Source organism: Herbiconiux oxytropis, from assembly GCF_024979315.1.
GTDB lineage: Bacteria > Actinomycetota > Actinomycetes > Actinomycetales > Microbacteriaceae > Herbiconiux > Herbiconiux oxytropis.
On the sequence record NZ_JANLCK010000005.1, the window covers coordinates 231,361 to 252,996 of the forward strand.

20 protein-coding genes are annotated in these 21,636 nt (G+C 67.3%); 12 read left to right on the forward strand and 8 right to left on the reverse strand.

Going from position 1 to position 21,636, the window contains the following annotated elements; all coding sequences use genetic code 11:
- Window positions 1-28: 28 nt before the first annotated feature.
- The 3 genes from nirB to N1028_RS11595 are packed head-to-tail and all read left to right on the forward strand — an operon-like array spanning window position 29 to window position 4,681.
- A complete protein-coding gene (gene nirB / locus N1028_RS11585) occupies window positions 29-2,701 on the forward strand; it encodes a nitrite reductase large subunit NirB (protein WP_259529045.1) in 2,673 nt (890 codons plus the stop codon).
- Window positions 2,698-3,513, forward strand: coding sequence for a uroporphyrinogen-III C-methyltransferase (cobA, locus tag N1028_RS11590; RefSeq protein WP_259529047.1), 816 nt, complete (start codon window positions 2,698-2,700; stop codon window positions 3,511-3,513). The genes nirB and cobA overlap by 4 nt, the downstream gene beginning before the upstream one ends.
- 1 nt (window position 3,514) lies before the next feature.
- A complete protein-coding gene (locus N1028_RS11595) occupies window positions 3,515-4,681 on the forward strand; it encodes a uroporphyrinogen-III synthase (RefSeq protein WP_259529048.1) in 1,167 nt (388 codons plus the stop codon).
- Window positions 4,682-4,707: 26 nt separating this feature from the next.
- On the opposite strand, the gene N1028_RS11600 is transcribed toward N1028_RS11595, so the two are convergent.
- Window positions 4,708-5,673 carry a formate/nitrite transporter family protein gene (locus N1028_RS11600; RefSeq protein WP_259529049.1) on the reverse strand — a complete coding sequence of 322 codons (966 nt, stop codon included), beginning with the start codon at window positions 5,671-5,673 and terminating at the stop codon, window positions 4,708-4,710.
- A gap of 214 nt (window positions 5,674-5,887) precedes the next feature.
- On the opposite strand from N1028_RS11600, the gene N1028_RS11605 reads away from it, so the two are divergent.
- The gene (locus N1028_RS11605) at window positions 5,888-6,163 is read left to right on the forward strand and encodes a hypothetical protein (RefSeq protein ID WP_259529050.1); all 276 of its coding nucleotides are present in this window, start codon (window positions 5,888-5,890) and stop codon (window positions 6,161-6,163) included.
- A gap of 42 nt (window positions 6,164-6,205) precedes the next feature.
- Window positions 6,206-6,415 carry a hypothetical protein gene (locus N1028_RS11610; protein ID WP_259529051.1) on the forward strand — a complete coding sequence of 70 codons (210 nt, stop codon included), beginning with the start codon at window positions 6,206-6,208 and terminating at the stop codon, window positions 6,413-6,415.
- A 96-nt stretch (window positions 6,416-6,511) separates the two neighbouring features.
- Here the strand turns inward: N1028_RS11610 and N1028_RS11615 are convergent, their stop codons facing one another.
- Genes N1028_RS11615 through N1028_RS11625 form a run of 3 tightly spaced genes read right to left on the reverse strand, consistent with a single transcriptional unit; the run spans window position 6,512 to window position 8,105 of the window.
- Complete coding sequence (locus N1028_RS11615; RefSeq protein WP_259529052.1) at window positions 6,512-6,829, reverse strand: XRE family transcriptional regulator; 318 nt, start codon at window positions 6,827-6,829, stop codon at window positions 6,512-6,514.
- Window positions 6,822-7,178, reverse strand: coding sequence for a type II toxin-antitoxin system RelE/ParE family toxin (locus N1028_RS11620; protein WP_259529053.1), 357 nt, complete (start codon window positions 7,176-7,178; stop codon window positions 6,822-6,824). The genes N1028_RS11615 and N1028_RS11620 overlap by 8 nt, the downstream gene beginning before the upstream one ends.
- 33 nt (window positions 7,179-7,211) lie before the next feature.
- The gene (locus N1028_RS11625; RefSeq protein WP_259529054.1) at window positions 7,212-8,105 is read right to left on the reverse strand and encodes an AraC family transcriptional regulator; all 894 of its coding nucleotides are present in this window, start codon (window positions 8,103-8,105) and stop codon (window positions 7,212-7,214) included.
- Window positions 8,106-8,227: 122 nt separating this feature from the next.
- Between N1028_RS11625 and N1028_RS11630 the strand changes: the two genes are divergently transcribed.
- Together N1028_RS11630 and N1028_RS11635 are read left to right on the forward strand one after the other, a co-directional pair.
- Window positions 8,228-9,031: an SDR family NAD(P)-dependent oxidoreductase gene (locus N1028_RS11630; protein WP_259529055.1), complete on the forward strand. Its 804-nt coding sequence runs from the start codon at window positions 8,228-8,230 to the stop codon at window positions 9,029-9,031.
- Window positions 9,028-10,197: a low temperature requirement protein A gene (locus tag N1028_RS11635; RefSeq protein ID WP_259529057.1), complete on the forward strand. Its 1,170-nt coding sequence runs from the start codon at window positions 9,028-9,030 to the stop codon at window positions 10,195-10,197. The genes N1028_RS11630 and N1028_RS11635 overlap by 4 nt, the downstream gene beginning before the upstream one ends.
- Before the next feature lie 26 nt (window positions 10,198-10,223).
- Here N1028_RS11635 and N1028_RS11640 read toward each other — a convergent pair whose 3' ends face one another.
- Complete coding sequence (locus N1028_RS11640) at window positions 10,224-11,579, reverse strand: serine hydrolase domain-containing protein (RefSeq protein ID WP_259529059.1); 1,356 nt, start codon at window positions 11,577-11,579, stop codon at window positions 10,224-10,226.
- Window positions 11,580-11,863: 284 nt separating this feature from the next.
- Here N1028_RS11640 and N1028_RS11645 point away from each other — a divergent pair, with 284 nt between their 5' ends.
- The gene (locus tag N1028_RS11645; RefSeq protein WP_259529062.1) at window positions 11,864-13,165 is read left to right on the forward strand and encodes a M23 family metallopeptidase; all 1,302 of its coding nucleotides are present in this window, start codon (window positions 11,864-11,866) and stop codon (window positions 13,163-13,165) included.
- Window positions 13,166-13,175: 10 nt separating this feature from the next.
- Window positions 13,176-14,495, forward strand: coding sequence for a serine hydrolase domain-containing protein (locus N1028_RS11650; RefSeq protein WP_259529064.1), 1,320 nt, complete (start codon window positions 13,176-13,178; stop codon window positions 14,493-14,495).
- Between the two features lie 77 nt (window positions 14,496-14,572).
- Here the strand turns inward: N1028_RS11650 and N1028_RS11655 are convergent, their stop codons facing one another.
- The 3 genes from N1028_RS11655 to N1028_RS11665 are packed head-to-tail and all read right to left on the reverse strand — an operon-like array spanning window position 14,573 to window position 16,495.
- Window positions 14,573-15,148 carry a PIN domain-containing protein gene (locus N1028_RS11655; protein ID WP_259529067.1) on the reverse strand — a complete coding sequence of 192 codons (576 nt, stop codon included), beginning with the start codon at window positions 15,146-15,148 and terminating at the stop codon, window positions 14,573-14,575.
- Between the two features lie 21 nt (window positions 15,149-15,169).
- Complete coding sequence (locus tag N1028_RS11660) at window positions 15,170-15,631, reverse strand: helix-turn-helix domain-containing protein (RefSeq protein ID WP_259529068.1); 462 nt, start codon at window positions 15,629-15,631, stop codon at window positions 15,170-15,172.
- 54 nt (window positions 15,632-15,685) lie between these two features.
- Entirely contained in the window at window positions 15,686-16,495 is an 810-nt protein-coding gene (locus N1028_RS11665) for an alpha/beta hydrolase (RefSeq protein WP_310795589.1), read from the reverse strand.
- A 205-nt stretch (window positions 16,496-16,700) separates the two neighbouring features.
- Here N1028_RS11665 and N1028_RS11670 point away from each other — a divergent pair, with 205 nt between their 5' ends.
- From N1028_RS11670 to N1028_RS11680, 3 genes are all read left to right on the forward strand, one after another.
- Entirely contained in the window at window positions 16,701-17,198 is a 498-nt protein-coding gene (locus tag N1028_RS11670; RefSeq protein WP_259529069.1) for a CGNR zinc finger domain-containing protein, read from the forward strand.
- A gap of 506 nt (window positions 17,199-17,704) precedes the next feature.
- Window positions 17,705-20,314 (forward strand): DUF3696 domain-containing protein, encoded by a 2,610-nt coding sequence (locus N1028_RS11675; protein ID WP_259529070.1) that lies wholly within the window; start codon window positions 17,705-17,707, stop codon window positions 20,312-20,314.
- 841 nt (window positions 20,315-21,155) lie between these two features.
- Window positions 21,156-21,620 (forward strand): hypothetical protein, encoded by a 465-nt coding sequence (locus N1028_RS11680; protein ID WP_259529071.1) that lies wholly within the window; start codon window positions 21,156-21,158, stop codon window positions 21,618-21,620.
- Window positions 21,621-21,636: the final 16 nt, after the last annotated feature.

The window sequence follows — 21,636 nt, forward strand, 5'->3', positions numbered from 1 at the left end:
GAAACCGCCCGTGCCTAGGCTCGGCCCCATGACGTCGACTCCTTCACTCTCCCGCCGCCGTGTCGTCGTTGTCGGCGGGGGCCCGGCCGCGCACCGTCTCGTCGATTCCCTCTTGGCGCGCGACGGCGGCCGCACCGTCGAGCTCGTGGTCGTGTCGGAGGAGCCGCACCTCCCCTACGACCGCGTGGCCCTCACCCGCCGGCTCGACGACCCCGCCGACTCGCTCGTGCTGGAGCCCACGTCGCATTGGGCGGAGAGCTCGGTCGTGCTGCGCCGGCGCACCCGCGCCGTGTCGCTCGACACCGCCGCCAAGAGCGTCACCCTGGCCGACGGCGAGCGCCTCCCCTACGACCAGCTCGTCCTGGCGACCGGATCGAGCGCCCCGGTCCCCGCCATCCCGGGCAGCGAGCACGTGCGGGTCTACCGCACCATCGACGACGTGGATGCGCTCCGCGCCGAGGTGGCCGCCCTCACCGAGCGACTCGGCCGGGCACCCCGCGCCGTGGTCGCGGGAGGCGGTCTGCTCGGCCTCGAGGCCGCGGGAGGGCTGCAGCGCCTCGGCGCCGAGTCGACCGTAGTGCACTCCGGATCGTGGCTCATGTCGGCGCAGCTCGACGAGGGAGCCGGGCAGGCCCTCGGTCGCCTCATCACCGCCCAGCACATCACCCTCGAGCTCGGCACCCGCCCGCGCGCCCTCACGGTGCAGCACGGCGCCGTCGTGGGGGTCGCACTCACGAACGCGCAGAAGCTCCCGGCCGACCTCGTGGTCTTCGCCATCGGCATCGCGCCGCGCGACGAGCTCGCCCGCGACGCCGGTCTCGAGCTCGGTCCGCGGGGCGGCGTGGCCGTCGACTCCGGATGCCGGTCGAGCGATCCCGACGTCTTCGCCATCGGCGAGGTCGCGTCGGTCGACGGCCGCTGCGTGGGCCTCGTGGCCCCGGCCAACGCCATGGCCGAGACGCTCGCCGACCGGCTGCTGGGTGGCGCCGCCGAGTTCACGACCGTCGACGACGCCACGAAGCTCAAGCTCTCGGGCGTCGAGGTCGCCGCCTTCGGCGACGCGATGGCCACGGGCGAGGGCGCTCTCGAGATCGTCTACGCCGATCCGGCGCGCGGGCTCTACCAGAAGATCGTCGTGAGCGACGACGCGCGCACTCTGCTCGGCGGCATGTTCGTGGGTGATGCGAGCCCGTACTCCTCGCTCCGCCCGCTCGTCGGCCGCACCCTCGACGCGGAGCCCGCCGCCTATCTCTCGGCTGCGGGTGCGGAGCCCCCGGCGGGCGACGGCCTGCCCGACGACGCCCTCATCTGCTCCTGCAACAACGTGACCGCCGGCACCGTGCGAAGCGCCGTGCGCGGCGACGGGCCCGGTGATGGTCACGCAGCTGGCTGCACCGAGCTCGGCGCCCTCAAGACCTGCACCCGCGCCGGCACCCAGTGCGGCTCGTGCGTGCCCCTGGTCAAGAAGATCCTCGAGACCGAGCTCGAGAAGAGCGGCGTCTCGGTCTCGCGAGCCCTCTGCGAGCACTTCCCGCTCTCGCGCCAGGAGCTCTTCGACTCCGTGCGGGTGCTCGAGCTCTCGAGCTTCGACGAGATCGTGGCCCGATTCGGCACGGGCCGGGGCTGCGACATCTGCAAGCCCGTCGTCGCCTCGGTGCTCGCCAGCCAGCGCGGCGAGTACGTGCTCGACGCCGGTCGCGGAACCCTGCAGGACACGAACGACCGCGCCCTGGCGAACATGCAGAAAGACGGCACCTACTCGGTCGTCCCCCGCATCCCGGGCGGCGAGATCACCCCCGAGAAGCTCGGCGTGATCGCCCGCGTCGCCACCGACTACAAGCTCTACACGAAGATCACCGGCGGCCAGCGCATCGACCTGTTCGGTGCCCGGCTCGAGCAGCTGCCCGAGATCTGGAAGCAGCTGGTCGACGCGGGCTTCGAGTCGGGGCAGGCCTACGGCAAGTCGCTCCGCACCGTCAAGAGCTGCGTCGGATCGACCTGGTGCCGCTTCGGCGTGCAGGACTCGGTGGGCATGGCGGTGCAGCTCGAGCTCCGCTACCGGGGCCTCCGGGCGCCGCACAAGTTCAAGCTCGGGGTCTCCGGATGCGCGCGCGAGTGCGCCGAGGCCCGCAGCAAAGACGTGGGCGTGATCGCGACCGACAAGGGCTGGAACCTCTACGTGGGTGGCAACGGCGGTTTCCAGCCGGCGCACGCCCAGCTGCTCGCGAGCGATCTCGACGACGAGACCCTCATCCGCTACATCGACCGCTACCTCATGTACTACATCCGCACCGCCGACCGGCTGCAGCGCACCGCACGGTGGATGGACGACCTCGACGGCGGCCTCGACCACGTGCGCGAGGTCGTGGTGGAGGACTCCCTCGGGCTCGCCGACGAGCTCGAGGCCGCGATGGCGACCCACGTCGACGGCTACGAGGACGAGTGGGCGGCCACGCTCGCCGACCCCGACCGGCTGCGGCGCTTCCGTTCATTCGTGAACGCTCCGGATGAGGGCGACCCCACGCTCGCCCGCGTGGAGGAGCGCGGCCAGCTGCGCCCCGCCACCGACGCCGAGCGCGCCGCGGGCACGGCTCTCCCGGGAGGCGCGACGGCGGGCACGGTGCTGCTGGCGGGCACCCGCATCCCCGTCGGGAGACCGACAGATCAGCCATCCGCCTTCCGACCGGAGGAGACCGCATGAACCCCGCACGAGCATCCGAGCCCGGCACCGGTACTGGCACGGGCACGGGCACCGTCGCGATCGTGGGCGGCGGCCCCGGCGACGAGGAGCTGCTCACCCTCGCCGCCGTGCGCGAGCTCGAGCGCGCCGACGTCGTGCTCTACGACCGTCTCGCGCCGCACGCGAACCTCCACCGGCTGGCCCCGCACGCCCTGCTGATCGACGTGGGCAAGCGCCCGCACCACCACCCGGTGAGCCAGGCCGAGATCGAGCAGCTCATGGTCGACCACGCCCTGGCAGGTCGCCGCGTGGTGCGCCTGAAGGGCGGCGATCCGTTCGTCTTCGGCCGCGGCGGCGAGGAACTGCTGGCCTGCCGCCGCGCGGGCGTGCCGGCCCGGGTGGTGCCGGGCGTCTCGAGCGCCCTGGCCGTGCCCGCGTCGGCCGGCATCCCGCTCACCCACCGCGGCGTCAGCCACGCCTTCACCGTCATCTCGGGCCACGCACCCCTCACCGAGAGCGAGTTCGAGCACCTCGCGGGCCTCGGCGGCACGATCGTGGTGCTCATGGGCATCACGAACCTGCCCTCGATCACCGCCGGCCTCGTGCGGCACGGGATGCGCGCCGACACCCCGCTGGCGGCGATCGAGCGCGGGTTCAGCCCCAGCTCGCGCACGACGGTGAGCTCGCTCGCCGACATCCTGCACGACTCGCACGCCGTGGGCATCACCTCGCCCGCTGTGCTCGTGATCGGCGAGGTCGTCGCGGTGGCGCAGGACGGCGACGACGCCGCGGCCGCCAGGATCGACTCGCTCGTGGCCCTGGCCGGCAGCTGACGTGAGCGACGAGACGCAGGCCGGCCGCGCCAGCGACCGACCCCTCGACAAGGCGGATGTCCCGGGGTTCCGGCCCAACCAGCTCAGCGGCTTCCGGATCGGGGTCACGAGCGACCGCCGCTCGCAGGACCTCATCGACGCGTTCGAGCGCCGCGGCGCCACGGTCGTGCACGCCCCCACGATCCGCATCACGCACTCGCCGCACGACGAGGTGATCATCGCCGACACCCGCGCCATCATCGCCGCGCGACCGGAGCTCCTGCTCGCGACCACGAGCTACGGGCTCAGGCGCTGGTTCGAGATCGCCGACTCGACGGGCCTCGGCCAGCCGCTGCTCGAGACCCTCGAGGCCGCCGACATCCTCGTCCGCGGTCCGAAGGCGCGAGGTGCGATCCGGGCCGCCGACCTCGACGACGCCGGCATGAGCGACGAGGAGACCACGGCGTCACTCGTCTCGAAGGTGCTCGCCGAGCATCCGCCCGGCATCACGGTGGCGGTGCAGCTGCACGGCTCCACCGACGAGCAGCAGCTCGACCGGCTGCGCGACGCGGGCTACGCGGTGCTCACGGTGGCGCCGTACCAGTGGTCGGCCCCCAAGAACGACGACCACCGGGTGACCCGTCTCGTCGATGCCATCTGTGCCGGCCAGCTCGACTGCGTCACCTTCACGAGCGCTCCTGCTGTGGACGCGCTCCTGAACGCCGCCGAGGTGCTCGGGCAGCTGGAACCGGTGCTCGAGGCCTTCCGCGGGCCCGTCGTGGCCGCGGTGGTCGGGCCGGTGACGGCGGCTCCGCTGATCGCCCTCGGCGTGCAGCCGATCCAGCCCCAGCGCTTCCGCATGGGGGCGCTCATCCGCCTCGTCTGCGAGTGGCTCGAGCAGAACCAGGTGGTCCGCGTCGACACCAGGCACGGCCTCGTCGAGCTCCGCGGCAGCACGGCCTCGGTGAACGGGGAGGCCGTCACGCTGCCACCCACCGCGCTGGCGCTGCTCCGCTCGCTCATGGCGGCCGAGGGTGCCGTGGTCTCGCGGGCCGTCCTCGCCGAGACCCTCGCGGCCGGTGGCGACGAGCACGCCCTCGAGATGGCCCTGAGCCGTCTGCGCCAGGCGCTCCCGCATCCGAAGATCGTGGCGACCGTGGTGAAGCGGGGCTACCGTCTCGACGTGTAGCCCCGCCTCACCCCGCCTCGCCCCCGTCACTCGGCGGCGAGTGCTGCATCGTTCGTGAGCACCGCATCCTGTGACCGCACGACCTGTCGGCGACGTGAGGCGACCGGGCGACGGATGCCGGTGGTGGGCTCGCCCGAGGCCGCCTGCGCTGCCACCTTGGCGGCGGCGATCAGTCGGCGGTCGGTCGGCCGGCGCGGCGCCTTGGTGCGGGCGTAGGTGAGGTAGAGCGGAATGGCCGTGAACACGAGTCCGCCCACGAGGTTGCCGAGCACGGTGGGGATCTCGTTCCAGATGAGATAGTCGGCGATCGTGAAGTCGCCGCCGAGCAGGAGGCCGGCCGGGAACAGGAACATGTTCACGATCGAGTGCTCGAACCCCATAAAGAAGAAGAGCATGATCGGCATCCACATGGCGATGACCTTGCCGGGCACGTCCTTCGCGATCATCGACATCGCGATGCCGGTCGACACCATCCAGTTGCACAGCACGCCCCGGATGAAGAGCGTGAGCATGCCCGCCGCGCCGTGCTCGGCGTACCCGACGGTGCGGCCCTCGCCGATGTGCCCGATGGCCTCGCCCACCTCGTTCGGCGGCACGGAGAACCCGTAGGTCACCACGATCGCCATGAGCAGCGCCACCGTGAAGGCCCCGATGAAGTTGCCCACGAACACGAGCCCCCAGTTGCGGAGGATGCCGCCGATCGTGACGCCGGGCCGCTTGTCGAACCAGGCGAGCGGCCCCAGCACGAACACGCCGGTGAGCAGGTCGTAGCCGAGCAGGTAGAGCATGATGAACCCGACCGGGAACAGCAGCGCACCGAGCAGAGGGACCCCGGTGGTGACGCTCACGGTGATGGCGAAGGCGGCGGCGATGGTGAGCAGTGCGCCGCCCATGATGGAGCGGACGATGGTGTCGCGGGTCGACAGGAAGATCTTCGTCTCCCCCGCGTCGATCATGGTCGAGACGAGCTCGACGGGCTTGACGTAGGACATGGAACGGCCTCCCCATTCGACGTGCAGCGGACCCCGCTCTCGGCGGGTGCCTCCGACGCTATGCGCCCGCCGTTTCACCCCCGTGTCGGCCCGTGTGCGGTTGCGTTACCGTTCTCTCACGCGGGTGCCGAGGCGGTGTGAGGCGGGTGACGCCACGCGCCTCACGTGTGAGGCGATCGCCTTTCCTGACGATCGCTCATAATATGGAGGGGCGGTGACAACCTTCGTCACCCCTCGATCGACGGGAACACCGATGCCCCCACGCCTGACCGCACGTCAATTGTTCATCACCGGCGTCGTCCTCACGATTGCCAGCGCCGCGGTGTCTCTTGTGGCCGACGGATGGCTGGGGCTGGACCTGCACGCCGTCAGCATCCCGCTCGTCGTCCTGGGCGCCATCCCACTTCTCCTCCGCGAGATCACGATGACACTCGGCCTCGTCCTGATCGGTGCCGGGTTCCTCGCGCGCACCCTGGGAGCGCCTCGTTGAGAGGGAGAGGCGAATGACGGCTCACGGAGTAGCGTGACCACCATGAACAGCAGAGCCGGGCGCCTGACGCTCATCGTCGTCGGTGTCGTCGCCCTGCTCTTCGGAGCCGTCTTCGCCGGCCAGGGCGCGAACCTCATCCCGGGAAGCTCCATGACCGGCGACCACACCTGGCTCTACATCGGCCTGGCCCTGGCGGTGGTCGGCATCGTGCTGCTCGTGCTCGGGGTACGGCTTCGCAGTGACAATCGCTGACTCGTGGATCGGCCGAGTAATGCCTCTCTCATCGTCGGCCAACCAATCGGCACGCGCTCGGTCGAACAACTTCTCGGCGCGCTGCCAGCCAAACCCTCAGCTGGCGAGAGTGAAGGTGCGGTCTCCGAAGTCGGCCACTACTCGAACATGTCCACCGAGCGCCGCGACGTAGTTCTTGATGGTGTCGAGCTCGAATGAGTCGAGCTGCCCGCGCTCGATCGCCGACACCCGCCGCTGCGACACACCCATGGTCTTGCTGAGCTCGGACTGGGTCAGTGAGGCTTCCTTGCGCAGCGCCACAAGCTGATAGGCGAGCACCTCGGCCTCCGCAGCGCTGCGTGCAGCAGCGACGCGGTCCGGGTCGCGATCGAGCTTCGCGCGAGTGCTCTTCCAACTCACAGGCTTCTCAGTCATCGTCTTCACTCCTCTGCCATTCATGGAATCGTTCTTCTGCGGTCTTGATCGCTGGCGAATACCAGCCTTTCCAATCCCCGCGTTTGTCGCCCATCACCAGGAGAATTCCGCGACTCCTCTGGTCGAACACGAACAGGATTCGCATCGAGTCCGCTCGCAGTTCCTTCAGGTTGTGGATCGAGCTGCCCTTGACTCGATCGACGATGGGTCGGCCGAGGGCGGGGCCGTGTTCAGCGAGCATGTCGATGCGAGCTGTGATCTCGTCACACAGATCAGGATCCGAGTCGGTCAGAGCCAGGATCTGCGCCTCAACGTCGGGCCAAAGGCGGATGTCCCAGTCGTCCTCCACAGCGGTAAGTCTAGAACACTGGAGTTCTAAAAACTACCCCCGCCCCGCCGCCCGAAGAGCAGCGGCATCCTCACGTGGCGACGCCCCGAACTCCCGCCGGTACTCCCGGCTGAACTGCGACGGACTCTCATACCCCACGGCGTAGGCGACCGCACCGATCCCCCCAGGATCGGCGAGCAGCCGCAGCCGCGCCTCCTGCAGCCGGATGCTCTTCTGGTACTGGATCGGACTCATCGACGTCACCGCGTGAAAGGCCCGATGGAACGCCGACGGGCTCATCCGGGCGAGCTCGGCGAGTTCGTCCACCCGCAGCGACTCCGCGAAGTGCTCCCGCATCCACCTCACCACGTGCCGCACCCGGCTGAGGCTGCTGTCGGCGAGCCCGAGCTGCCGAACGGTCGCCCCCTGCTCCCCCGACATGATCAGCCACAGGATCTCCCGCTCGATCATCGGCGCCAGCACCGGGATGTCCCGAGGATGCTCGAGCAGCCGAAGCATCCGCAGCACGGCATCGAGCAGCCGCGCCGAGGTCTCACCGACCGCGATCGCCGACGGCGACGACCCCCGAGCCGACCGAGGGAACTCCCCCGCAGCCGCCGTGAGCATCAACTCCGCGATCACGGCGGGTCGCAGCTCCAGCCCGAACCCCAACGCCGGATGCGAAGGCGTCGCGTCGGTGAAGTGCCCGGACACGGGCAGGTCCACGGAGGCGACCAGGTACTGCCCGGCCCCGTAGTCGTGCACCGTCCCCCCGACCGAGATCCGCTTGGTGCCCTGCGCCACGACCGCGAGGATCGTGCCCGTCGTCGACTCGTCCTGCGACCCGCCGTCGTCCATCCGCGACACGAGCACCCCCGGGATGGCGGTCGCACTGATACCGCCCGGGGCGTGCTGCGCCACGAGCGTGCGGAACTCCTCGAACGACATGAGACGAGTGAACCAGCAACACCGTCCGAGGTCATCCATTTCTCGCTAGCGCAGCAGTTCTGTGCAAGGAGTCGACCGGATACCCCTAACTCCCGTGGCACCGCCGACGGTTGTCTGGATGCATGAGCGAACACACCAGCGAACAGATCACCGAACCCGCCACGGACGAGAAGATCGTCGTCGTCACCGGAGCGAGTTCCGGCATCGGCCGCGGCGCCGCCCTCGAGATCGCCGCCCGCGGCATGGGCGTCATCCTCACCTACCACGCCCGCCCCGAGGGCGCCGAGCGCACGGTCGACGAGATCCGGGAGCACGGCGGCACCGCCGTCGCCCTCCCGCTCGACCTCAGCCGCACCGACACCTTCCCCGCCTTCACGAACGCCCTCACCGCCGCGCTGAAGAGCGAGTGGGGCACGGATCGCCTCCACGCCCTGGTCAACAACGCCGGCTTCGGCGGCGGCATGGCCTTCGAGGAGATGACCGAGGACGCCTTCGACGCCTATTACCGCGTGCTGCTGCGCGGCCCGTACTTCCTCACCCAGGCCCTCCTGCCGCTGATCGAGCACGGCGGCGCGATCGTGAACACCTCCAGCAGCTCCGTGCGCCCCGGCGACACCGAGCCCGGCTACTCGGGCTACGCGGCGATGAAGGGCGGTCTCACCGTCGCCACCCGCTTCCTCGCCAAGGAGCTCAGCGGCCGGTCGATCCGCGTCAACTCCGTCTCCCCCGGCCCCACCCGCACCCGTCTCGGCGACAACGCCTTCGGGCGCTTCCCGGAGGTGATCGACGGCCTGGCCGCCAAGACCGCCTTCGGCCGGATCGGCGAGCCGTCCGACATCGGCAAGGTCATCGCCTTCCTCGTCTCCGACGACTCGGCCTGGATCACCGGCGAGGACATCCTGGCCACCGGCGGGTACGCACTGTGAGCGCCCGGCTCGGAACCGTCGCGGTGCCGAGCCGCGAAGGCGACCGCGTCACCACCCTCGAGCTCTTCTTCGACCTCGCGTTCGTGTTCGCCTTCACCCAGCTCAGCCGCCTGATGGCGCAGCAGCACGACGCCCTCGGCATCCTGCAGGCGCTCGTCATCCTCGCGCTGCTCTGGTGGGCGTGGACCTCGTACGGCTGGCTCACCAACATCGCCCACGCCGACCGGGGCGTGGTCCGCGTGGCGATGATCGTCGGCATGACGGCGATGTTCGTCGCCGGCCTCGTGGTCCTCGAGGCCTACGACGACCTGCCCGGCGGCCTCGTCGGCCCCCTCGTCTTCGTCGGCGCCTACCTCGTCGCTCGCGTCACCCACGCGATCGTCTTCGTTTGGCTCGCCGAGCCCGAGCTCCGCCGCCGCACGCTCCTCACCGTCACACTCTCCGTCGTGCCATCCGGAGCGCTGCTCATCGCAGGAGCCCTCCTCGGCGGCACCTGGCAGCTCTGGTGCACCATCGCCGCCGTCGCGATCGAGCCCCTCGTCTCCTCCCGCACGAGCGTCGGCGTCGCCTGGCCCGTGCGCTCCACGGCCCACTTCACCGAGCGCCACGGCCTCATCGTCATCCTCGCCCTCGGCGAATCCATCCTCGGCATCGGAGCCGGCGCAGCGACCGAGCCGATCAGCGTCGGCATCCTCGCCGGAGTGATCCTCTCGATGCTCATCTGCATCGCCCTCTGGTGGGCCTACTTCACCCGCCTGAGCGGCGAGGCCGAGCACGCCCTCCTCTCCGTTCCCGCCCCCTCCCGAGGCCGCACGGCGACCACCGCCTACACCTACCTCCACCTGCTCCTGGTCGCCGGCATCGTGCTGGCCGCCCTGGGCCTCGAGGTGGCCATGGCGCACATCGAAGACCCCGACCCGCTCGGCCTCTTCGGAGCCGCCGCCCTGAGCGGAGGAGTGGCGTGCTACCTGGCAGGAACCGCGGCCTTCGCCCGCCGCCTGCTCGGCACCTGGAACGTCCCCCGCCTCGCGATCGCCACGATCTTCGTCGCCCTGACACCCGCGCTCAGCGCGCTTCCTCCTCTCGCCGCACTGGCGAGCGTGGTGGGCGTCCTCATCGCGCTGTTCGTGTCCGAACGATCAGTCACTCCCGCCCCCGCACGCTGACCGGCTACCCGCAGGCTGCCCGGCTCCTACGACCGCGGCGGCGGCTGGTACGTCTCTCCCAGCACCCCCGACAGCCCCACGAAGATCCGCACCGCCGACACCGCACAGATCTCATCCCCCGGGTCGTCCTGCAGCGTCGGCGAGTTCTCGCATCCACCGGATGCGACATCGCTGTTGGTCTGCACGCTCACCGTCGTGTCCGTGGCCGTGTCGTAGAACTGCGTGGTGTTGTACCCCGACAGCTCCCCCGCGTGCCCCACCCACCCCTGACCGCATCCCATCTGCAGCCCGTACCCACCCGCACCGGGCGCCGGCGGACTCTGCGACGGATCGAGGAAGCTCTCGAGCCGCAGCTTCTGCGTCGCGTCGTCGAGGATGCCGGCCCCTGTCCCGAGGGCACGCCCCATCGTGAGCAGGTCGTCGGTGGTCGAGATGAGCTCGCCGGCCGTCCAGGCCCACGAGGGGTTCCAGTCGGTCGAGTCCGTGGGCGCTCCGGTGGCCTCCGCCTCATCCCCATTCAGGGTGAATCCCCGAGCGAAAGGTTCGGGCATGGCCGCCGACTCCCCCGGCCAGACCGTCGAGGTCAGCTCCAACGGGTCGAGGATGCGCTCCTGCAGCTCGTCGGCGAACGCCCGCCCGGTGACCTCCTCGATGACCTCGCCGAGGATGACCGTGTTGCCGTTGGAGTAGAGGAACCGCTCCCCCGGCTCAGCCGCCGGCGACACGTCCACGGTCGCCGTCACGAGCTCATCGGGCGTGAAACTCGCCGTCGGGTCGGCGAAGTACTCCGTGATGAAGGCCTCGTTCGCGGTGTAGGTGTTGACCCCGCTCGTCATGTTCGCGAGTTCGGTGAGCGTGATGCTGTCGCCGTTCGGGATGCCGTCGACGTACGTGTCGATCGTGTCGTCGAGCGACAGCTTCCCCTCCTGGGCCAGCTGCAGCAGGATCGTGCCCGTGTACATCTTCGTGAGCGACGCGATGCGCGTGTGCATGCCCACCTCCATCGGCGTGCCGGCCACCGGATCGGCGAGCCCGTAGGCCTTCGTCCACTTCCCCTCGGGGGTCTGCACCCCCACGATGGCGCCGGGCGAGGCGCCGAGATCGAACGCGGCCTGAGCTGCGGCGTCCAGCGAGCTCACCAGATCGGCGGGCAGCTCCCCGGTCGGCTGAGCGGTCTTGCCGGCCGCGATCGCCGCATCGGGATCCGCGACGCAGGTCGACGCGGCGAGCGCAGCATCCGCAGTCGACGAGGAGGACGGGGTGGAGGCGGATGCGTCGGCCGTGCCGGCCGGATCCGAAGGCGTCGAGCTGGTGCAGCCTGCCAGCAGCAGCACCCCGGCAACCAGAGCGGCGGCGCGGGCGGTGGTCGTGGGAGCGATCACGGTGGTCCTTCGATCGGGGTTCGTGGTGGCAGCGCAGGCCTTCCCGGGCGCGCAACGCGAGGTGTCGCGCACGGCCGTGGAGTGCGGCGACGCCAGTCTGATCGCGGCCCGGCAGGCAGTCCATAGACCCAGGTCATGTCACTCCCGCCAAGAGGGACTCAGGTCCATGGTGCCGCCTCGGCCCGCACGCCACAGTTGTCGTGGAGGGAGTCGAGCCCGCCTCCGCGGGCCGTCCGCATCCACCACCAGCACCCGTCTTCGTCGGGCCGAACATCGGAGTCGCCATGCGTCGCACCCCCCTCCGCCCACCGCGTGCGGCCGCCGCAAGCGCGCTCACGCTGGGGCTCTCCGGCATCCTGCTGCTGACAGGCTGCACGGCCGGAAGCCCCGCATCGGAGCCGGCCGCAGCAACGCCCTCGCCCGGCGCGCCGACCCCGACACCCGTCGCCGACGGCGAAGACCTCACGCCCGACACCTCGTTCACCCCCCTGATGGCCTCGACGACCACGACCCCGGCCCCCGTGCTCGGCACCGACGGCAAGGTGCACCTCGCCTACGAGCTGTTCCTCACGAACGCCGTCTCGCTGCCCTATGCCGTCGATTCGCTCGACATCGCCGATGCCGAGACCGGCGACACACTCCTCACCATCGGCCCCGACGACATCCAGAGCTCCATCACGCGCCTGGGAGACGACGCGGAGGGCACCGATGAGACCGGCCCGATCACGATCGACCAGTCCGAGACGTGGATCGCCTGGATCGACGTCGCCGTCGACCCCGATGCCGTGCCCACACGCCTGCAGCACACCGCGAACGGCGCCATCCAGCGCCCCGACGGCCAGACCGTCCCGGTCGACGCCGTCATCAACACCACCACCATCAGCGACGCGGAGGCGCAAATGGTCTCCTCACCCGTGGCCGCGGGCGACTGGCTGATGAGCGAGGGATGCTGCAGCAACTACACCCACCACCGCAACGGCTTCGCGCCCATCAACGGCCAGGGCCTCGTGCCGCAGCGCTTCGCCGTCGACTTCTACAAGGTGGATGCCGAGGGCGTCACCTGGGAGGGCGACCCGAGCAAGCCGGAGAGCTACTTCTCCTACCGCGAGCCGATCGTGTCGGCGACCTCCGGAACCGTCGTGCGAGCGGTCGACGAGTTCGAGAACAGCACCTCGCTCCCCGAGCCGCCGCCCATCCCGCCGATCATCGAGACCGTCGGCAACCACGTCGTCGTCGAGATCGAGCCGGGCAAGTACCTGCTCTACGGGCACATGGACCCGGGGTCGGTGACCGTGAAGGTCGGCGACACCGTGGAGGTGGGGCAGGAGCTCGGACTCATCGGCACGAGCGGCAACTCGACCACCCCGCACCTGCACTTCCAGCTGCAGACCGAGCCCACGTTCTTCCCCACCGACAGCCTGCCGTGGGCGTTCGACGAGTTCACCCTCCTCGGCACCATCACCGAGCGGATCTGGGACGACGACCTCGGCCTCCAGCCCACGGGCCGGCTCCCCATCGAGACCACCGACCCCAGTGACCGCACGAACGAGATGCCCCTCGACCGCGACGTCGTGCGGCTCGACTAGGAAGACGACGATGACGCTGACGAGAACGACGGCCTCGCTGGTCACTCTGATGGTCGGATCGCTCCTCCTGGCGGGCTGCTCGGCCGGCGGTGGGAGTTCCTCCCCCGCGCCGGCGACGAGCAGCCCGGCAACCGCCGACACGGGCGCCACCCCTGCCGCAGCATCCGACTGCGTGACCGACCCGGATGCCGTGATGGCCCGCACCGCGGAGCTGCCGACCTCGCCGATGCCGGAGGCCGCGACAACCGCCATCGACGAGGCCGCCCGCCAGGGTTTCGCCGATGCGGCTGCGCCCGGCGCGATCGTCGCCGTGCAGTCGCCCGACGGCCTGTTCCTGCAGGCCTATGGCACAGCCGACCCGGCGACCGGCGCCCCGATGACCACCGACATGCACCACCGGGTCGGCTCGATCTCCAAGACGTTCACCGGCACCCTGCTGCTGCAGCTGGTCGACGAGGGCGAGGCGGGGCTCGACGATCCCGTCTCCGACTACCTCGAGGGCGTTCCGAACGGCGACGAGGTGACGCTCCGGATGCTCGCCGACATGTCGAGCGGGCTCGCCAGCTACACGAAGGACGAGGCCTGGCAGGCATCGTTCTTCGGCGACCCGCTGAAGGTGTGGGAGCCCGACGAGCTGATCTCGACCGGGTTGGCACTGCCGCCCGTGTTCGCGCCCGGCGAGAGCTTCGACTACTCCAACACCAACACGCTGCTGATCGGCAAGGTGATCGAGAAGATCACGGGCAAGACCTTCGACGAGGTGATCGACGAGCGCATCATCGAGCCGCTCGGTCTCATGAACACGAACTGGCCCGGTGCCTCAGCCGACTTCCCCCAGCCGCACGCGCAGGGCTTCACGCTGCAGGGCGAGACGGCCACACCGGATGCGCCCGCGAACGCCACCGACTGGAACCCGTCGTGGGGCTGGACCGCCGGCGAGCTGATCACCACCGCCGCCGACCTCGCCACCTATGCTCGCCACCAGGCCACCGGATCGGGCCTGGTGTCACCCGAGCTGCAGCGGGAGCGCCTCACCGGGTTCGACGACTACTCGGGTTACGGCCTGGCGATCACGTGCGCCGGGGGCTGGATCGGCCACACCGGCGAGCTGCCCGGCTTCAACACCGTGATGCTCTACGACACGGCGAACGACATCACCCTCATCACCATGACGAACAGCGACATCGCCTCGGGCGACTGCCCGGAGGGTGCCACGATCACCGACAACCCGACGGCCGACCTCCCCTGCTCCTCGCCCGCACTGCGAGTGGCGACGGCAATCACGACGGCTCTCGGCAACCCCTACGTCGGCCCGGGCCAGAAGCGGTAGCCCGGGTGGGTCAGCCCCACCGAACCGACCGACGGCGAGAAGGAGATGCCCCTCGACCGCAACGTAGCCCGCTTCGACTAGCCGGAGAGACGCTGCAGATGACCACGCACTCGCCCAGCGAATTGCGGGCAGTGTGCTTCGTCGAGCGCCTGCACGAGGCCTTTGACCTGCCGACCCGCTTCAGACCGACTCCTCCAATACGCAAGCTGCTTCATCACAGTTCGGCGCACCGTGGCTTCCGAACCGTCATCCACGAGCACGAAGAACGCGTCAGGTTCATAGAGCTCGTACGGGAGAGCCCCTGGATCCCCGAAATCACGTTGATTGGAGGTGAGAAGAAGATCTGCGCGCGCGGCGACCGCGGCTGAGTGAACGTGACGGTCATCCGGATCAGTCCCCGCGAACTCCACACTTGCGTCGTAGTCCGGCAGGATCTCGTCGAGATTGGCGATCAAGAGGTCATGGAGCTTTCGTGTGATTGCTCCATCAAGGTGAGGCTTGTGTCGCCTTACTGCCCGCACGACCTCGACAACGACATCGATCGACGAATGAACCTGGAACATGCCGCCGGCTTCGTTGCGCAACAAGAAGAGCCAGTCCCTCTGGGTCCGGCTGAAGAGAACGTTGCTGTCGACAAATACTCGCTGAGGCACGCGCCACACAGTAGTAGGACGCTAGACGCCGTTGGAGATATCCCCAAGGTCATCGATCTCGTCGTCCACTGCGCGCAGCGCGTCGAACGACGCAGCGCGCCGATGGTCTCGGATCTTCTTCAGCTCGAGCACGTCAGCCGTTGCGAGGCGCGTGTGAGACCCGACCTTCGTGGACGCGATATCTCCCGCAGCGACGAGCTTCATCAACGTCGGTCGCGAGATCCCGAGCATTTCGGCCGCGGTCGTCGTGGTGAGTGCGTCTGGGAGCGTCGTGACCGACACAGGGCCGTGAGCCAGCCGCTCGAGAACTCCGACGAAGAACCGTCCGAGATCGGCACTCACCCTGATCTGCTGCCCATCATCCAACGCGACGAACAGCCCCGTGAGGGTTCGATCTCGAGCCTCGGCAACCAGGGTCTCCGCCTGGTGACGAAGATCGTCGTCAACCAGAACGGTTCCATTCGACAGGAGCGTGGCAGACATGGGATCGACTCCAATAGACCGAGGTAACCACCGAGAATCCGGTGTCCCCCAACCTTAGTTTGTTGCAGTTATAAGTGCAACCAACCGGATGCATCTCCAGCCCCACCCTCCCGTTCGCACTCGCCACTCACTACCCGAGCCAGTTCTTGATCGTGGCGGCCACGTGGTCGAGGTCGGATTCGAGGAGGAAGTGTCCGCCGTCGATGAGCTCGATGCGAGCATCGGGGGCGTCGCGGGTGAACGCCCTCGCGCCGGCGGCGTCGAAGATCTCGTCGTTGCGCCCCAGATGGCAAGGACCGGCACGCGGGAGGTGCGGAGCCAGGCGTGGACCGCCGGGTAGAGGTCTCGGTTGGTGGTGTAGTCGCGGAAGAGCGCCAGCTGCACATCGTCCTGTCCGGCACGGGCGAGGAGTGCGAGGTCGTGCTCCCAGGCGTCGGGATCGACGGTCGTCGGGTCCGGCACGCCGTGGGTGTACTGCCATTCGACCGCATCCCGGCCGAGGGCTGGACGGAGCGCGTCACGCGTCTCGGTGGTCCGCTCGGTGGCGTCGGCCCAGATCGGGTTCCAGAAGCTCGGCACGAAGCCCTCTTCGTAGGCATTGCCGTTCTGGGAGATCACTCCGACGACGGCAGTGGGGTCGTTGAGGGCCAGACGCCAGCCGATAGGAGCGCCGTAGTCCTGGACGTAGATCGTGTATTGCGCGACCCCGATGGTCGAGAGAAACTGAGCGGTCATGCGCGCCAGAGCTTCGAAGGTGTACTCGAACTCGTCGACCGAGGGGGCGGAGGAGCGACCAAAGCCGATGTGGTCCGGAGCGATGACCCGGTAGCGGTCGGCCAGCGCCGGGATGAGGTGGCGGAACATGTGGGAGCTGGTCGGGTACCAGTGCAAGAGCAGAAGCACGGGGGCGTCGACGGGGCCGGCTTCGCGGTAGAAGACGTCGAGCCCGTCGACGGAGACGGTGCGGTGATGGACAGTGACTATTACTAACCTCTTTGACTTGTTTTACTGGTTAGCAAGACGGTAGCATGGATACACGGCGCCAGACGGCGCGAGAGAACGGAGAAAGATGCTTCGAGACGAGGAGCTGCTGCTGACCCTGCTGAACAGCGCGCCCGTCATCGAGGGCGTGCCGACAGACGGTCTCGATGGCGCAGCTGGGCAAGACCTCGCGCGCAGCTGGGGCGGCACAGGATCCGCGGACGAGCTAGCGCGCCTGAGACGTGTGCGACAGGCGCTGCAGACCATCGTCCGTGACGGTGATGGAGGAGCCGTCAGCGAGCTCGCCGGCATCCTCGACGATGCCGTGCGCACGCCACGCGTGACCCCGGATGGCGTGATCTGGGAACTCCAGGTCCCCGAAGACGACCGGCTTGCGGCGGGGGCCGTGCTGGCGTGGTCGGCCGTCATCACCGAGTTCCCCGGTCGCCTCCGTGCCTGCGCGAATCACGAATGCAGCCAGTTCCTCGTCGATCACAGTCGCCCCGGCACCGCGAAGTGGTGCTCCATGGCAGTCTGCGGCAACAGGATGAAGGCCCGCACGCACGCCCGCCGCGCGAAGAGCTGAACGGAACCGCTCGTCACCGAGTGGGGATGGTTCCGCCGGTAGGGTTGCTGCGGGTCAGCTCACTGTGTTGAGTTTGGCCCCTCAGTGACGGCGGATAAGTTGCGCGCAGCATGGGTCGGAGAAGCCGAGGTCCTCCACATCGGTAAAGCAGCGGCGGGCACCTCCGGTCGCCGAGGACTCCGAAAGCGGCTCGACGAGTACCGCAAGCATGGCGCTGGCCTTCCGGTCGGCCATTGGGGTGGACGCTACCTCTGGCAGCTCGCCGACACCGAGAAGCTGCTCGTGGCGTGGTTCGAAACCCCGCTCTACGACTCGGAGTGCTTGGAAGCCGTCTTGCTAGTGAACTTCACTCAAGCCCTCGGCGCTCGCCCATTCGCCAACCGAAAGATGGGCACCAACTCTTCGGCCAACTCCGTCACGTGCCCCTATCGAGGGCGGTGTGCGACCCGAGCGCTGTCATCGGTCTCGTCTTCGCGCCGCAACTTGAACAATGACAGACTGCCCATGTGTTCGATGACGAGAATAAACTTGACGACGGCGGATTCTTCGGGTCAAGACCCGACGTAGAACCGCGAAAAGCTGCATTTCGAATTCTTGAGGCCGTACGTGGAGAGTCCATCGAGGCTGCGATTGCAGCCTCGTGCGAATTGATCTACTTTGACTGGCTGAATCATGGCAATGTGCAAGACGTACTTGACCGATGGGGATCGTCTGACGGTCAAACTGATCCGCTGCGCCTCGTTTCACGAAAGGGTGCCCGAGATATCGCAGAGGCTATTCGCCGGAATGTGCAGCACGGCCGGGACGAGCATCATGCGGTTTTTGAAGAACTCTTAGCGGTTCGGTCAATCCGCTTAGCCCGCGCTGGACTCAGCTTCTCAAGCTCGTCACAGATCAGCAACCTGATGGCCACGATTGTCGGGCGAGGCGAACGGGTGCTGGATCCTGCCTGCGGCTTTGGCGGGTCCCTTTCTGCAGTCGCTGATAAGAGGGAACGCCTAGTGGTGGCCGGCGTGGATATCAGCGCGGAGGCAGCCACCTTTGCGATGAGGCGACTCTCCCTTGCCGGAGTCGATGCGGAAATCGAGGTAGCCGACTGGCTTGCGGCGGAGCACAAGCCCATCTGGGACGCGATTGTAGCGGAGCCGCCGATGGGCATGAAGCTGCCGCCTCCGACCTCAACGGCCGTATCAACTGGACAAAGCCCGCGGCCGAGCATGACCGACGGTGACACGATTTGGTTGCAGTCGGTTGTCGATTCGCTGTCACCAATCGGTCGGGGTGTAGTTCTGCTACCGAGCAGCTTCGCCAGCCGTCGTGGCCGAGTCGGCGAAAGCAGGGCTCAGCTCCTCCGAAGCGGTCGAGTCGAAGCGATAATTTCCATTCCAGCTGGGGCCCTCGCCTATTCCGGCATTGCAACCAGCATGTGGGTCGTGAGCGGGGCAATTGACGCAGCAAAGCGCTCGCGCGTCCTTCTCGTGAATGGAGCGAGCCCGGTTTCGGGAAAAGACAAAGTCCCCTCCGACCTCGCCAGCGCATTGGGTCAAATCTGTAATCAATGGCTAGACCACGGCCAAGCACCTGATGTCGACGGATGGCTTGCGCGAGTCGTTGACCTAGAGACTTTGTTGAATGACGGAGACGCCAGCCCACTTCGGCACTTGGGCGTTCCCCCAAACGAAGTTAAGCCAAGAACGGCCGCGCCTGGAAGACTTCTCGCCGAGTTGCGGTTGTCCAGTTTTAAGAGCGTCGACAATGTCGCCGCGATTACATTAAGACCACTGACTCTGATCTACGGAAAGAACTCGGCCGGCAAATCCACGCTTATACAGTCCCTCCTGTTGCTAAAACAATCCTTAGCCGGGCCGACGCTCAACGTAAACGGGCCTCTCATGAACCTGGGCAGCTATTCCAGCCTCGTTCATAATCATGAGGAGGAACGCAATATCGGCATTGGAGTGACCTTCGCCTCGGGGGCAGAAATCGATTCGAGCTCGGTGCTCCCGGACCCCCGTCGCATGCGATCGATCGACTTCTCCTTCGGAGCAGCTAATAGCGGTCGCGATGGGATTGTTCTACGCACTGACATAGCGCTGGGCGAGCATCGTCTCAGTTGGCGCCGCTCATCAGATGGCTCTTCTACATACGTCATGCCGGTCGAGGAGGTGGGCGAAATGGTTGCCCTCGCGTATGAAGCCGACTCGGTATATCCACCACGCCGACCTTCCGATCAGCAACGCTCGCGCGTTATGCGCGAACTCATCCGCGCAGGCTTCGAATCAGTCGCGTTCGATTCGCAAGGCCTGCTTCCCGGGCCCGTTTCATTGCAAATGTTGGCCGATATCGGCCAACGCACGACCGGAACGAGTCGCTCCGGTCTAGTAGAAGGAGCCCTTCGCACTTCCGCAACCCTATTCGGCGCGGTCGGTGACGAGCTTCGCCATGTGCTAGATCGAGTCGTTTACCTCGGACCCCTCCGCCACGCTCCAGAACGAATCAGTTTGCGCGACCAGACCGGATCCGGACTGGATATCCCGTTCTTCCTCCTGGACAACACATCCGAACGCGAGGAAGTGTCCAAACGACTTCAGCGTCTTGGTGTTCGGTACGAGCTCGACGCGGTCACTGTCTCAGACCCGAACGACCGAAACCTGTTCGGTGACATGGCGGCGCTGGTGTTGACGGACACGCGTACGAAAATTCAAATGAGTACGGCCGACGTCGGCTTTGGCATTTCTCAGGTGTTACCGATAGTCACCGAGCTCTCGGCGCGATCAAAGTCCGTCATTCTTATAGAGCAGCCGGAGATTCATCTGCACCCGGCGATGCAAGCTGACCTCGCCGATCTTCTGATTGAGTCGGTGGACGAAAATGGTCGGGCAAATCAGGTGATCGCGGAGACACATAGCGAGAATCTGATGCTCAGGATTCAACGCCGAATTCGGGAGGGAGTGCTCGACTCGAGTTCTGTAGCTGTCCTGTACGTTGACCAAAGCGAAGACGGATCGGCGCTGATCCGAGAGCTACGCCTGGATAACGAGGGCGACTTCATTGATAACTGGCCGCACGGGTTCTTCGTTGAACGATTCGATGAGTTGTTCGGAGACTTCGCATGATAGTGGAGGTGGGATTGTCACCCCGCACGCTCGTTGAAATTTCTGCGCAACTTCGGGGGCCGTCATCGAAGACGCTAAACCACAGTCTGTGGAACGCCTTGCGAGCCCATGGCTCGATTGTTTTCGCCACGCGGGAGGATGTGAGTGCAGTCGCCGCTCTTGCCCGAGATGAAAGCCTCAGTCCTACTGAGCAGCGGAACTGGCAAGCGGTGCTCGCCCAACTCCGTTCCGAAGGCCGCATTCGCATCGCTAACCCCGCTCTAGTTTGTAACAGCTGTCATCGTGCCAGCCGCCAAGAGCGGCGATATAGAGGCGATCAAGCTCGACTATCGGTCGAACTGCGGAATCTACTCCGCGGAGAACGGAAGGGTGTACTGAAGATGGGGCGCACGAAACTAAGTCAGCTGATCGCCGCCGGCACCTTGGCCCTCGCGATAGCTCTGACTCCCACGATCTCCGCGAGCGCCGCCAGCGCCGCCGTCTGGCAGGGCACCGCGTCTCCGAGCACTCTGTACCAATTCAGCTACGCGTACGGGCACAGGACGAACACTGGTGTCACGTTCTCAATGACCCATCTTCAGCCTTGTGGCGGCGAGATGCGCCTGGGACTGCGTTACGGGAATGGGACCCAGTTCACGCATTCTCAGGCCTGGAATGGTCTCAACACGAAGAGCTTCTACATGTCTAGCAACGGGTCGTCGACTATCACGGCAACCACGTTCTACCTCAACGGCCGACTCATCGGCACGTGCAGCGCAGTCCCTTCCAGCGAGATGTACTTCTCCGGCCGGATCGTCTATTGAGGAACCATGTGAACTCTCGATCCCTAGCCATCCCCGGGATGTTCATCGTGGTGAGCCTTTGCGGTTGCGCAGGCGACGCGACGCCCGAACGTACGACGACTGCTTCGGCGAGCGAACCGTCACACCCGACGGCCACTGCGTGGCCGGACGTGCTGGCTGCCGCGTGCAGCGACGCGGGCGAATTGGCGTCACAGATCACCAACGCCGATCTCGCCCTGATGTACGGATACGACACGGCTGCCAGGTGGGGTGAACGCGTGGCCGAGGCCAAGGTGGCCGCGTCAGTCCTCAACGAGTACGCGTCGTTTCCCGCAGCCCAGGCCCTCGCGACCGCAGTTCAGTCGATCCCCCCGCTCAGCGATGGCGACTCAACAGGGGTCAAGACGATCGAGTCGGCTCAAGCGCTGCTGAACCTGCAGTGTGTCGCCAACGGCACAGAGATCGCCGTCCGGGTCAGTTACAGCCCTCCCAAGGGTTTCTACCCCGAACCACCCGGGGAGTGAGGACGACTGAGGAGGC